This window comes from Anabaena sp. CCY 0017 (assembly GCF_963920885.1).
Lineage (GTDB): Bacteria > Cyanobacteriota > Cyanobacteriia > Cyanobacteriales > Nostocaceae > Nodularia.
In genome coordinates, this window is the sequence record NZ_CAWUDG010000014.1 from 14,636 (window position 1) to 27,650 (window position 13,015).

General features: G+C 41.7%; 15 protein-coding genes. 10 read left to right on the forward strand and 5 right to left on the reverse strand.

Annotated elements, in window-relative coordinates:
- Nucleotides 1-23: 23 nt before the first annotated feature.
- The 3 genes from ACM0OW_RS16530 to ACM0OW_RS16540 all read left to right on the forward strand — a co-directional run bounded on the left by ACM0OW_RS16530 (nucleotide 24) and on the right by ACM0OW_RS16540 (nucleotide 1,875).
- Nucleotides 24-515 carry a GNAT family N-acetyltransferase gene (locus tag ACM0OW_RS16530; RefSeq protein WP_414551258.1) on the forward strand — a complete coding sequence of 164 codons (492 nt, stop codon included), beginning with the start codon at nucleotides 24-26 and terminating at the stop codon, nucleotides 513-515.
- 160 nt (nucleotides 516-675) lie between these two features.
- The gene (locus ACM0OW_RS16535; protein ID WP_414551259.1) at nucleotides 676-1,374 is read left to right on the forward strand and encodes a ComF family protein; all 699 of its coding nucleotides are present in this window, start codon (nucleotides 676-678) and stop codon (nucleotides 1,372-1,374) included.
- 45 nt (nucleotides 1,375-1,419) lie between these two features.
- A complete protein-coding gene (locus tag ACM0OW_RS16540; protein WP_414551260.1) occupies nucleotides 1,420-1,875 on the forward strand; it encodes a PPC domain-containing protein in 456 nt (151 codons plus the stop codon).
- Nucleotides 1,876-1,896: 21 nt separating this feature from the next.
- Here the strand turns inward: ACM0OW_RS16540 and cobS are convergent, their stop codons facing one another.
- On the reverse strand, nucleotides 1,897-2,652 hold the full coding sequence (gene cobS / locus ACM0OW_RS16545) for an adenosylcobinamide-GDP ribazoletransferase (RefSeq protein WP_414551261.1): 756 nt from the start codon (nucleotides 2,650-2,652) through the stop codon (nucleotides 1,897-1,899).
- 380 nt (nucleotides 2,653-3,032) lie between these two features.
- On the opposite strand from cobS, the gene ACM0OW_RS16550 reads away from it, so the two are divergent.
- The 5 genes from ACM0OW_RS16550 (at nucleotide 3,033) to psbM (ending at nucleotide 5,681) form a co-directional block, all read left to right on the forward strand.
- Complete coding sequence (locus ACM0OW_RS16550) at nucleotides 3,033-3,485, forward strand: hypothetical protein (RefSeq protein ID WP_414551262.1); 453 nt, start codon at nucleotides 3,033-3,035, stop codon at nucleotides 3,483-3,485.
- Nucleotides 3,486-3,618: 133 nt separating this feature from the next.
- Nucleotides 3,619-4,740: a tRNA guanosine(34) transglycosylase Tgt gene (gene tgt / locus ACM0OW_RS16555; RefSeq protein WP_414551263.1), complete on the forward strand. Its 1,122-nt coding sequence runs from the start codon at nucleotides 3,619-3,621 to the stop codon at nucleotides 4,738-4,740.
- Nucleotides 4,741-4,840: 100 nt separating this feature from the next.
- Nucleotides 4,841-4,978, forward strand: a complete 138-nt coding sequence (locus tag ACM0OW_RS16560) for a photosystem II reaction center protein K (RefSeq protein ID WP_010995059.1) — start codon at nucleotides 4,841-4,843, stop codon at nucleotides 4,976-4,978.
- A gap of 192 nt (nucleotides 4,979-5,170) precedes the next feature.
- Nucleotides 5,171-5,467, forward strand: a complete 297-nt coding sequence (locus ACM0OW_RS16565; RefSeq protein ID WP_006195023.1) for a 2Fe-2S iron-sulfur cluster-binding protein — start codon at nucleotides 5,171-5,173, stop codon at nucleotides 5,465-5,467.
- A 97-nt stretch (nucleotides 5,468-5,564) separates the two neighbouring features.
- Complete coding sequence (psbM, locus tag ACM0OW_RS16570; RefSeq protein WP_006195024.1) at nucleotides 5,565-5,681, forward strand: photosystem II reaction center protein PsbM; 117 nt, start codon at nucleotides 5,565-5,567, stop codon at nucleotides 5,679-5,681.
- A gap of 357 nt (nucleotides 5,682-6,038) precedes the next feature.
- On the opposite strand, the gene ACM0OW_RS16575 is transcribed toward psbM, so the two are convergent.
- Nucleotides 6,039-6,890 (reverse strand): universal stress protein, encoded by an 852-nt coding sequence (locus tag ACM0OW_RS16575; protein WP_414551264.1) that lies wholly within the window; start codon nucleotides 6,888-6,890, stop codon nucleotides 6,039-6,041.
- A gap of 393 nt (nucleotides 6,891-7,283) precedes the next feature.
- Between ACM0OW_RS16575 and ACM0OW_RS16580 the strand changes: the two genes are divergently transcribed.
- Nucleotides 7,284-7,823 (forward strand): pentapeptide repeat-containing protein, encoded by a 540-nt coding sequence (locus ACM0OW_RS16580; RefSeq protein ID WP_414551265.1) that lies wholly within the window; start codon nucleotides 7,284-7,286, stop codon nucleotides 7,821-7,823.
- A 291-nt stretch (nucleotides 7,824-8,114) separates the two neighbouring features.
- Here the strand turns inward: ACM0OW_RS16580 and ACM0OW_RS16585 are convergent, their stop codons facing one another.
- A complete protein-coding gene (locus ACM0OW_RS16585) occupies nucleotides 8,115-8,657 on the reverse strand; it encodes an REP-associated tyrosine transposase (RefSeq protein ID WP_414551266.1) in 543 nt (180 codons plus the stop codon).
- A gap of 149 nt (nucleotides 8,658-8,806) precedes the next feature.
- Nucleotides 8,807-10,915: a M3 family metallopeptidase gene (locus ACM0OW_RS16590; protein ID WP_414551267.1), complete on the reverse strand. Its 2,109-nt coding sequence runs from the start codon at nucleotides 10,913-10,915 to the stop codon at nucleotides 8,807-8,809.
- Nucleotides 10,916-11,033: 118 nt separating this feature from the next.
- Between ACM0OW_RS16590 and ACM0OW_RS16595 the strand changes: the two genes are divergently transcribed.
- Nucleotides 11,034-11,828, forward strand: coding sequence for a dienelactone hydrolase family protein (locus tag ACM0OW_RS16595; protein ID WP_414551366.1), 795 nt, complete (start codon nucleotides 11,034-11,036; stop codon nucleotides 11,826-11,828).
- 851 nt (nucleotides 11,829-12,679) lie between these two features.
- On the opposite strand, the gene ACM0OW_RS16600 is transcribed toward ACM0OW_RS16595, so the two are convergent.
- Nucleotides 12,680-12,982 (reverse strand): acylphosphatase, encoded by a 303-nt coding sequence (locus ACM0OW_RS16600; protein ID WP_414551268.1) that lies wholly within the window; start codon nucleotides 12,980-12,982, stop codon nucleotides 12,680-12,682.
- Between the last annotated feature and the right edge of the window lie 33 nt (nucleotides 12,983-13,015).

Genomic DNA, 13,015 nt, shown 5'->3' on the forward strand with positions numbered 1-13,015 from the left:
CAAACCTGACCCCCTAAATAGTAATGAAAAACTATTATCAAGATTTTTTGATTCGTAACTGGGAGATAGGCGATCGCACCAGAGCCGCTTCTGTTGTAAGTTATGTGTTATCAGAATATGGTTTGGGTTGGGAACCCAAGGGTGCAGACAAAGATGTGCTGCAAGTAGAAGAATTTTACTTAGAAGCTGGCGGTGAATTTTGGGTAATCGAACACCAAAATCAGCTAGTTGGTACGGGGGCATACTACCCGATCAAACGTGGTCAAAAAGCTGTAGAAATCCGCAAAATGTATCTTTTATCCAGTGTCAGGGGTTTAGGACTGGGAAAATATTTGTTACAACAGCTAGAAGCAGCGATCGCCTCTCGTGGTTTTCAGGAAATTTGGATTGAAACCGCCGGTGTTTTAGTAGAAGCAGTCAAGTTGTATGAAAGTAATGGTTATCAACCAGCTACGGGAGTAGAAACACCACGCTGCGATCGCGTATATATGAAAGTGCTGAGGGCTGAGGGCTGAGTGGGTAGGGGCGGGTTCAAGAGTCAGTCCGTGGTTCATTGAAATCCTTAGTAAACCCGCCCGTACAAGAGTGCTGAGTGGGTAGGGGCCTGGTGGTTGCTATATATGAAATTGCTGCACAATATTAAAAGCTTACCCTATAGCCATTCCCTGTCTGTAAATGCCAACCTGGAAGCACAGTTTTAACAACTTTCTTAACCTGTTTCTCCAATCTGATTGTCCTTTATGCCAAAGACCGACACCTGGTGAATTTTGTCCTTACTGTATTAAGCAACTGCAAAACTGTCAGCACAAAAATCCTGCGGCTTTGTGGGGACAACCAATACCTGTATTTGGCTGGGGAATGTATGGCGGGATTGTCAAACGCGCGATCGCTGTGATGAAATATGAAAATCAACCTCAAATTGCCCGCCCGTTGGGTCAATGGCTAGGAGAAGCATGGTTGTTATCAAAGGTGTCAAAATCCCCACAAACGCCTCCCTTAGTAGTCCCCATACCACTCCATCCCCAGAAACAAAAAACACGCGGTTATAACCAGGCTGCACTAATAGCTGAAAGTTTCTGTCAAACAACTGGATTAAAATTGCAGGTGAATGGTTTGAAAAGAGTTCAAGAAACTGAAGCACAATTTGGCTTATCAGCATCTGAACGAGAAGCTAACTTAGCTGAAGCATTTGCTGTTGGGGAAGAATTACGCCGTCGCCGTCTCAACGTCCCAGTGTTGTTAGTTGACGATATTTATACCACTGGTGCTACAACTAGGTCTGCTGTAAAAATACTTAATCAGCATGGTATTACCGTCTTAGGTTTAGTAGCTGTTACTACTTCAGTTAAAGACAAATACGCTAAAAGTATCTAGACTAGTTATCCGATTAACCTGTTTTCGTGGGAACACTATTTATTTATGAGTAAAGCTTTTGTGATGGGTTTAAAACAATTAATAATTATTCCTGTCACTTTGTTGGTAATTGGCATAAATCCCAGGGTAGGATTTGCCCAAAATAAATTGTATAGTCCAATTCCTTTAACTCCCAGTACAGAACTTTCTGATACACTTTCAGTAAAAGACATTCCCACGGGACAGGGTGGCTTTGGCCGTGATTATATCGTCAAGCTGAACAAGGGTGATAAGTTAGTAATTGATTTGACTTCTGAAAGTTTTGACACCATCGTTACACTGTTAGCACCCAATGGCGCGACAGTGGCTGAAAATGATGATGGCCCTGATGGTACTAGCAATTCCTTACTATTTACCCGCATTCAGGAAACAGGAAACTATATTATCCGTGTCCGGTCTTTTGGGGAAACTGGGGTGGGGCCGTTTAAACTGAAGGTGACAAAATTGCAAGCAGTTAAGTAATTCGTAATTCGTAATTCGTAATTAAAAAATGGTGAGGATACAGAGGAATAGGGCTTCTGTCCATTCAACTACTGCGCCGTAGGTGTCTCCTGTATGTCCGCCTAATTTGTGATGAAACCATAACCCGGTCAGGGTGGCGATCGCACTTCCCACCCATATCATATTGAGTGCTAAAAATAGATGTTCTCTATGTATGAGAACCGGAAAAGTACTGAGACTGAATAGCAAAAATAGTCCCGGTAATAAATCTTTGTATGAACGAATGGCTGCTTTGTGAAATGCACCTTTACCAGTGGGTTTTAAATAAGGATAGCAGGCGATCGCTAGTTGTTGTCCCCAACGTCCCCATCCACAAGCCGCTATCAGCACTAACCAACGGTGATCAGCAATCTCGATTAAAGCTGTAGTTTTGAGTAATATTAAGGCGATCGCTGCCATTGCGCCAAATGCACCTGTAGCACTATCCGTCATCACCTCTAAGCGTTTTTCGGGATTACCCACCGCCAAACCATCAGCAGTATCCATTACGCCATCTAAATGCAATCCTCCCGTAATCGCAATCCAAATACTCACTACCAACGCACTACGAGTTAACACTGGTATGCCCAGATGATTCATGACTGCATCACATAGCCCTAAAATTCCGCCAATCATTAGCCCGACTAGGGGGGCAAAATACGCCACTCGTTGGAAGTCTAGTCCGTTTATATAGGGCAGAGGAATGGATGTATAAAATATGATGCTAGCGAATAAATCTAAACCTAATTTTTTCACCACTGGGGCTAATTCATTATGTTATTTAATATACTTGACATGGTTGACAGATGTTGTCCACAAATCCAGCAGTAGCAGCAATCAGAGATTTTAAAGGTTTAAATAAGATCGCCTTTAATTAGAGACTGTTGGGAAAAATTTTGTTATGCTGTTCTCAGTAATATATTTTTCAAGTGCTGATTGCAACTGAATCTCAGTAAAGTTGGCAGAATAATAGTACAAGAAATAAGTGGATTTTGCATTCTTCAATTAATAACTTACCTTAGACTTAATGAGACGATAGCCCTCCAAAGTTGATTTTTTTTAATGTAGGAGGCCAACAGGCTGTGAAATTCACCTTTTAGCTGTGTTGTACCTCACCTTTGCTTATCTCCTATTTTCCTATGAGTCACCATCTACCCGACACCAGGATACCAGCTCCGTGTATTGTTAACACGGGAATAATTGTGAATAAGCTCGACATTCGGCGATTGCTGTCTGATTTAGGTCGAGTCCACTACATCTACACCCAAGAAGGCAAATTACACAGTGAGGGTGAAGGAGATGTGATGGAAGTCTTTGTAAATCCTCAAAGGTCTACCCTAGTTGCTAACTCTGCGCTATACTTGAATGTTTATAGTTTCGACTATCTAGAACTAAAACAATCACCGCAACAAGAAACCTACTTTGATTTATTGCAAGAAGGGATGTGTTTACGGCTGATTCCGCTTTCGACTCCCTCCCAAGAACGAAAAGAGCGTAACTTGAATGTCAATGCTATAGAAGCGATGATGGAGCAAGTATTCTCCGCCAAATGGGATGCAGAAATTGACGATGACTGTTCTGACTCATTTTAATTAATTACCAGATAAAGCATATACTCAAAAAGTTGGTAATAGGTTAGTCGTTAGTACTGAAGTGTTCACAACAAATCAATTGCCAGTTTTTATATTTTTTGTCCATATTTAGCGCGATCGCATTAATTTTACCTTGAGTGCCAATTTTTCTTTTCAATCCTTGGCTGAATGTAGCCAGACTAAAGCTAGGGCTGGGGTATTTCACACTCCTCATGGCCCTGTGGAAACCCCAAGATTTATGCCTGTGGGAACCCTGGCAAATGTCAAAACCGTCACCCCAGACCAACTGAAAAGCACTGGGGCGCAAATGGTCTTATCCAATACCTATCATTTGCACCTGCAACCAGGGGAGAGGATTGTGGCGGGTGGTGGTGGATTACACAAATTTATGGGCTGGGATGGACCAATGCTCACCGATTCCGGTGGTTTTCAGGTGTTCAGCTTGAGCGAAATGCGGAAGATTACTGAAGATGGTGTAACTTTTCGCTCACCCCACGATGGGCAAATTATCCACTTAACGCCAGAACGCTCCATAGAGATCCAAAATACTTTAGGGGCTGATGTGATCATGGCCTTTGATGAATGTCCCCCCTACCCAGCTAGTCGCGAAGATGTAGAAGCTGCAACTGGGAGGACTTATCGCTGGCTTGAACGTTGTATGACTTTTCATCAACGTAGTGATCAAGCTTTGTTTGGTATTGTTCAAGGAGGGGTGTACCTGGATTTACGCGCCCAAGCAGCTCAGGAGTTAGCTAAGTTGGATTTGCCTGGATATGCTATTGGTGGTGTGAGTGTGGGCGAACCTCCCGAACTCATGGCTGATATTGTGCGAACTACAGCGCCTTTGTTACCACGAGAGAAGCCTCGGTATTTGATGGGGGTGGGGACTTATCGGGAAATGGCAATTGCGATCGCTTCTGGTGTAGATTTATTTGATTGTGTGATTCCCACCCGTTGGGCTAGACATGGTACGGCAATTGTCCAAGGCGAACGCTGGAATTTAAAGAATGCTAAGTTTCGTGAAGATTATACGCCATTAGATGAAACTTGCCCTTGTTATGCTTGTCAAAATTTTAGCCGAGCTTACATCTCTCATTTAGTGCGATCGCAGGAAATTTTAGGATACACATTATTGAGTATTCACAACATTACCGAATTAATTCGGTTTACGCAAAAGATTCGTGAAGCAATATTAAGCGATCGCTTTGCCACCGAATTTGCCCACTGGCTGAAAGAAGATAGTGTTGAGTGTTGAGATTAATAATCTAACTTAACTCAGGATTCATGACCGACTAAATCATGTTAAGATACATCTCAATTATGAACCTGTGTTAGATAGGTGGATTTAAACAAACATGGAAGCAGCATTGTTATTAGCAAAATTGCCTGAAGCTTACCAAATTTTCGATCCTTTGGTAGATGTTCTGCCAATTATTCCCGTATTTTTCTTGTTGCTGGCTTTTGTATGGCAAGCAGCTGTTGGATTCAGGTAAGCTAACCTATGACCGATGATTGGGACAGGTAATATACCTGTCCTATTTATTTGGCAATTTTTACTTTTTCAAACTTGATATTTCTTAATAATTTGTAATAAGCTACCATAAATTAAGTAGGATAGTTTATAGAAACTGTGTAAAAATCAGCTTTTCCAGCCACGCCTACAGTCAAAAAGGTATCAATCAGTTATGGGTAACATCAAATTTGTCAAAGAAAATAAGGAAGTAATAGCAGCAGATGGGGCTAATCTTCGACTCAAAGCTATGGAAAATGGCATTGACATCTATAAATTCATTGGCAAAATGACGAATTGCGGTGGCGCTGGTCAATGCGGTACTTGCATTGTCGAGATAGTCGAAGGAATGGAAAACCTCTCCCCACGCACCAATGTAGAGAACCAAAAGTTTAAGAAAAAGCCGGATAATTATCGCCTCGCCTGTCAAACTCTGGTAAATGGTCCAGTTAGTGTAGTCACAAAACCCTAATATCTAACTTATCAAAAATTTCAGCTAACACTGGCATCGATAATGCTATTCTAAAGTTGTTGAATAGAAACTGAAATTAAAGAGAGGCTTTCTTGCTATGCAAGTGAATGAACTAGGGTTTGTAGCGAGCATTCTGTTCGTTCTAGTTCCCGCAGTGTTTTTAATAGTTCTTTACATCCAAACTGCTAGCCGTGAAGGTGGAAAAGATTCTTGACATTTGTGCATAAGATAAAGAACCCCAACACCATTGGTGCAGGGGTTTTTTGTTGACCAACCGCTAAATTGAGCCTGATATAGCACAATACAGTTCAGTTAAGCCTAAAAGTCTACGACTACGTAGGTTGGGTTGAGGAACGAAACCCAACGCTTGCATGACTTTGTTGGGTTTCACTTCGTTCTACCCAACCTACAATTTTCTTAACTGAACCGTATTGTGATATAGCAACCGCCAAGGAGGTTAGGACGTTATTGATGACTGAAAGCCTTGATGTAGGGGCGGGTTTATTAAAGTTATTATTAGTAATTGAGCATATCTGTAAACCCACCCCTACCCACTCAGCACTTTGCTACATTAAGCCATAGTCCGCGCCAACAACACAGGACAAGTAGCATTAACTCGAACATAGTCAGACAAAGAAGCACCAATCAGTCTGTCTATATCCACAAAACTCTTAGCCACCGATGGCCGTCGATCTGGAGATCCGATCAATAATAAGTCTGTATTTAACTCTTCTGCGAGACGACAAATTTCTTCCCCAGGTTTGCCGCTACTAGTAACACAACGAGTTTGCACACCGTATTTTTGCGCTTCGGCAATTGCTTGTGCTAAAACTGAATTCTTTTCTGGGTTAATTTCCTTAACTTCAGATGTTTTACCACGCAAATCTGTAGTCACATTAGTTAAAATTAATTGACTACCCTGAATACCTTGCAACAGAAACAGCGCCAAACCTAAGCAGTTTTTGGCAGAATCGGAGTTATCCATCGCCACCATAACACGCTTAATTCGCTTCACGTAAATGTCATCCTTTACCAGCAACATGGGGCGAGAAGATAGCTGGAAAACATACTGACTCACGGAGTTAGATAAAATTGATTGCAATCGCTTGAGTCCCCTGGAACCCATAATAATTAAGTCAGCATCCATTTCATCTGCTACTTGGCAAACTACATCCTTGGGATCACCTTGACGTAAAATTGAAGACACCTGACTAGGATCTAAATTCAGAAACTGAATAGCATTAGCTAAGATTTTGCCACCCTCTTCCCATTTATCTGTCATCGCCTCAGATGTACTTTGGGGCGGTACAACGTGCAGAACTGTAACCTTTGCAGATTCGATTGATGGCATCTCCTTTAAGGTTTTGAGCATTTCTTCTGCATGGCCCAAGCCAGAAACCGCTAGCAAAATTTTATCAATCATTGTTACTTCTCGCCCTTAAAATTGCTTTGGTGTTTGCTCTTATTTACTTGGCTCAGTTGAAAGTTTCAACGCCTTGCCCAACAACCTAGTAAGTAAGTCAGCACAAACAAACTTTTAATCATTAGCTATTAGCACTAAAAGTTGTGACAAATAGTTAATTAATGTTGAGTTTTATTGTACTAAGTTACATAAACTTGGAACTAGGCTTCAAGGATTAAGCATACTCTCAATTTAGCGTAATAAACTTCATAAATTATGATGTTAGTTATTATTTTTAATCTATATTAATTTTTTTTAATTAGATACAAGTTAAGTATTGCAAAGAATTTTATATAAAAATGAGACTTTTATATTTATGTTTATAAACTGAGGGTGCGGAATGTGGGTTAAATCATGGTTTGGGAAATTACCACTGAAGAGTTGTTGAAAAAATATGCTTCCGGTAAGCGAAACTTCGCTGGGGCTGTGGTAGTTAGAAAAAGCGAATGTGGGCGCAACTATATTGACCTCGAAGGTGCTGTCTTGCGGGATATTAACTTGCGTGGAGCCGATCTGAGTTTCGCTTGTTTGAGTGAAGCCGATCTGACTGGAGCCGATCTCTTTGGTGCTTCCTTGATAGAAGCTCGGTTGGATGGTGCGATTATCAGGGATGCTAATTTGGAATGTGTTAATTTGTTTAGGTGTAGTTTGACTGGTGCTGATTTGGTTGGAAGTCACTTATATCAGGCTAGTGCCATCGGTGCTATTTTCCGTAAAGCTAGATTTTTGTATGGTGGTGAGCATAACGTTTTCATTCGTGCTGATTTCCGAGATGCTTCCATTGCCCACGACGCTATATGTCGAGCCATGAATGTAATCTGGGATACTATCATGCCCGATGGCACTGTCCAAAGCGGACCCTATTTCGGAGAGTGGAAATCCATCAGCAAGTAAGGGAACAGGTTCAATAATAGGCTTGATAGCATTGAGTTTTTCTATAATCCCCTCAATAGATCGTCCTTCAATTTTTTCCTGAACTTCCGTAGGAATATTAGCAAAGAAATCATATCCATTATATTTTCAATATACTTGACATTAAATAGTGCGATCGCAATTCCTCGTAGGTTGGGTTGAGGAACGAAACCCAACATTAACGATATCTAAAATAATTGACCACTATAAATTAGCCATACAAATATTTCTACATTATAGATATTCGCTTTAAACTAACACAATATTTTAATATTACTCACTTCCCACATCGTCTGGAAATTCTAACTTCACACCAGCACCCCAATCAATTGTATATAGACCCTGCGTGACATAACGATGAAAACTTGAATATTGCCAATCCTTGGGTGTCGTTACATAACCATGTCGCACCGGATTATAATGAATATAATCAACGTGTTGCTTAAAATCAAACTCATCACGAATTTGGTGTTCCCAAAAACGGCGTTGCCAAACAGCTTGCTCTTTCTTGAGTTGACGAGATGCAGATATTTTCCCCTTATATCGTGGATGACAAAGACGAGTAAAATTGCTCTTAATTAACCGCCACCGCCGAGAAAAATCATCATCTCCTGGTGGCAAAGTCCAAATACAATGTAAATGGTTGGGTAAAATAACAATTGCATCTACAGTAAATGAATGCCTCTGGATAACTTCTCTAAACACTTTTCGTAGCAGGAAAATATTTTCTTGCTCACACAGAAATTGACGACGGTTGTAAGTAACTTGAGTAAAAAAGAAAGTTCCTGCTTCTACCTTAGCTCTGCGGTATTCCATAGATAATATTTCAGTGCGATAACACGGGCAGGGTTGAGTAGCGCTACGCACCATTTTAATTGAGGAAAATGCTGAATTCTGATCAGACAGCAGCATCAACAAGTTAAGGTGCGTTAGCCTACGGCATAACACACCCTACTGGACAATCGTTAATTTACAGTCGCTAATAAACCAGTATGCTTGAGTAACGAAGTCGTACTAGGTTCACGACCTCGGAAAGATGCAAACACATTCATGGGATGTTGACTACCACCGAGAGCTAGGACTGTTTCCCGGTAACGCTTACCTGTAGCTTTTATCGCCTGTTCATCTTCTAAACCAGCTTCTTCAAAAGCAGCAAACGCATCAGCACTCAGAACTTCAGCCCACTTGTAGCTGTAATAACCTGCGGCATAACCCCCAGCAAAAATGTGTCCAAAAGCGCATAAAAAAGCGTCTTCTGGTAGAGGTGGTAAAACTGTAGTAGTTTTGGCAATCTTTTGACGCATATCTGCGGCAGTTTCACCACTACCAGGACGATAACGATAGTGTAGTTCTAAATCCACACTACTAAAGTGAACTTGCCGCAACATCACACTACCACTCATATAGTTACGTGCTGCTAAGAGCTTTTGGTAATAATGCTCCGGTAAGGGTTCACCAGTTTGATAATGCTTCGCCATACCAAACAAAGTAGGTCGCTCATAGCACCAGTTTTCCATGAATTGACTGGGTAGTTCTACGGCATCCCATTCGACATTGTTAATCCCTGCGGCTCCTGTGTAGTCTACTTTGGTCATCATGTGATGCAAACCATGACCAAATTCATGAAATAAAGTTTCTACTTCATAGAAAGTCATCAAACTTGGCTTACCATCGACTGGGGGACTTTGGTTGCATACCAAATATGCCACAGGTAAACGAATCGCCGTTACATCATTTTCAGTAATTTTGCTGCGATTAATACATATATCCATCCAAGCACCACCGCGCTTTTCCGATGGACGGCTGTAAGGGTCTAAGTAGAAGTAAGCTAGAGGACTACCAGTTTCATCAGCAATTTGAAAATAACGCACATTTTCATGCCAGACTGGGGCTTGACCATCGGCAGGGGTGACGGTAACACCAAACAGCCGCTTCACCAGTCCAAATAAGCCATCTAAAACTTGAGGTAGGGGAAAGTAAGGACGTAATTCTTCGGCGGTGAAGGCAAATTTTTCTTCCCGTTGGCGTTCTGCCCAAAAGCTGGTATCCCAGTGTTGTAAGTTTTCGGCTTCTGGTGCTTTTTTGGTAGCTGCAAAGGCTTTGAGTGCTTCTAAGTCTTTGACAGCAGCATCATAACTGGCTTGACGTAGTTCTTCTAATAATGCTTCCACTGCTGCCACATTAGGAGCCATTTTACTGGCTAGACTCAATTCGGCATAATTTTCAAAGCCGAGTAAACTTGCTAATTCTTGCCGCAATTCTAAAATGCGCTCAATTAGGGGCTGATTATCAAATTCACCTGATGAAGCACGAGTTATATAAGCTTTATAAAGTTTTTCCCGCAAATCCCTGCGGGTGCTGTGCTGCATGAATGGGCCATAGCTGGGAAAGTCTAAAGTAATCCGCCAAGGGCCATTTTCTGGGGTGGCGTTTTCATCTCCCGCATCACGCGCCAGCTGTGCAGATAGACTAACTAAGCTATCGGGTAAGCCGTCAATTTCGGCTTTGGTAGTCAGGGTTAAGCTAAAGGCTGTTGTGGCATCGAGGACATGGTTTGAGAACTTGGTAGAAAGTTCTGCTAACTCCATTTGGATGGCGTTGAAACGTTCCCGTGCATCTCCTTCTAAGCCTACACCGGAAAGTTCAGCATCTCTGATGGCAGCTTCAACAATTCGCTGCTGGGCTGATTCTAAAGTTGCCCAGTTATCACTGGCGCGGAGTTCCTTGAAAGCATGATAAACTGGTTGGCTTTGACCAAGCTTGTTGATGAATTGTACTACTTGTGGTTGTACAGTTTCATAAGCTGCGCGCAATTCAGGGCTATTTTTCACACCCATTAAATGGCTCACTATGCCCCAACTCCAGTTCAACCGTTCTGTGAGCTTTTCGAGTGGTTCTACTAAGCCGCTCCAAGTAGGCTGGATATTAGCTTCTAAGGTGGTCAGCTTTTGGTCAAGTTCTGCCAATAGTTCGGTAAAAGCTGGGACTATTTGCTCTGGTTGAATTTCACCGAAGGGAGGTAAGCCAGAACCTTTAAGTAAAGGATTTTGAGAAATAGTGACATTTGCACTCATGTTTTTGTGTGAGTCGCCTATAAATAATATCTTGCTGTATCTTCTAATGTAGCGATCGCTGCGTGATTTAGCAGTGCCAAAATGGCAAAATGTTTATAAAGTCCAAATTAATCACCCCATGAAATTACTGATTCCTGCTTTCGTTGCACCTGTGCTGATGTCGTTATCTTCTACACCAGTGTTAGCAGCCATTCAAACCAGAACAATTGAGTATAAACACGGTAATACTGTTTTAGAAGGTTATCTAGCTTTCGACGATTCTATCCCAGGTAAGCGTCCTGGTGTTTTAGTAGTGCATGAGTGGAACGGTTTACAGTCGTTTGTCAAAGAACGCACCGAGGAATTAGCTAAACTTGGTTATGTTGCATTTGCTGCTGATATTTACGGTAAAGGCATTAGACCAAACAACCCTGAAGAGTCAGGAAAACAAGCCTCAATTTATCGTCAGGATAGACAATTATTGCGCGATCGCACCACCGCCGGATTAAAAGTTTTACGACAAAATCCCCTCACTGATATTCAACGCATCGCCGCCATTGGTTACTGCTTCGGCGGCGGAACAGTCCTAGAACTAGCGCGGAGTGGGGCAAATATTGCCGGAGTAGCAAGTTTTCATGGCAACCTCGATACTCCCAACCCCAATGATGCCAAAAACATCCAAGCCAAAGTATTAGTGTTACATGGTGCTGATGACCCCATTGTGCCAGACGAACAAGTGGAAGCATTCGCCACCGAAATGCGCGAAGCAAATGTCGATTGGCAATTAATCTCCTACGGTGGTGCAGTCCATAGCTTCACAAATCCAGAAGCTAATAGTGCGCCGCGATCGCTTTATAATCCAGTTGTAGAAAAACGCTCTTGGCAAGCTCTCAAGCAGTTTTTCGCCGAAATATTTCAAAAACCAAAGAACTAAAAAAACAAAAAAACCTCAGCTTGGCAACTGAGGTCTCTGATTAGGAGAAGTAAAAATGACGATTTAGATACAACAATACAAAGAAGCGAAAATTTTATCTCAAGTCCAGGGCAACTTTTTTAATAGTGATTTACTTAGGTGTTTGAGGTATTTGCTAACTTATGTAAACAATTCTAACAACTTTGTTACAAACTGTCAACATTATTTACAAAAAAAGTTAAAAGGCTGTGCTGATCCTTTTTTTTAGCTCAATCAACGTAATATTAAAAACTTAACTTCTAAGTATATTTATCTATGTATCCCTGTGAATAGGTGAATATTGAGGAGTAATTAGTAATTTCCCTATTACGATTCGTGATGCGTAAACCTTGCGGGGTGGGCATCTTGCTATAGTTTTACGGCAAGGATTTTAATTAGTAGCATGATATCAAGTCCGGTTGAATACTTACGAAACGCGAAAACCTGCCAAATCTTTGCTTTATCTCCCCTCCTCGCTTGCGGGTTGAGGTGACATGATTGTGGTAATCGTAACTAATTAAACGGACATGATATGTTACATCTAGCAACAAAAAATGCAGAAATGTTGTATGTAACATCTCTACAAGGGTTTACGACGACGCATATTTAAATTTGGTAAATATTGATTGATTGCCAGTTTTGCAAACGTGCCTGAATATACAGCACCTTGCAATAACATCTTTCATGTATTTAAACCACATCTGTAGTCAGGGTGTAAGGGCGCAAGACCTTACCACGTAGTCTATTTACCTGAAAATAGCTGTAAATATCAGAAATCTTGTGGGGTAGTCATTTTGCACCCTTATCTAGAAGCAAAGCGAAACAGAAAATGGCTATTCAAAGCGTTTAACTTCAAACCCCCGCAAACCTTCAGGCTTTTCATACTCAACCACAACATCTTTCACCACCGCAGCAGGTGGGCCACTATGACACCAGCGAACCATCTCTTCGACAACCACCCGCGCCCCTTCAAAAACTGCCTCCACACTGTTATCAGGGAGATTCCGCACCCAACCAGTTAATCCCAACTGGCTAGCTGTATCGACAGTCGCATAGCGATAGCCTACCCCTTGTACTCGACCGGAAATCAATACATGGGCGCGGACTATCTTGGGCAGTGATGTAGGATTCTGCATAGATTGTCAATGCTTTACAATTTCCAGTCTACC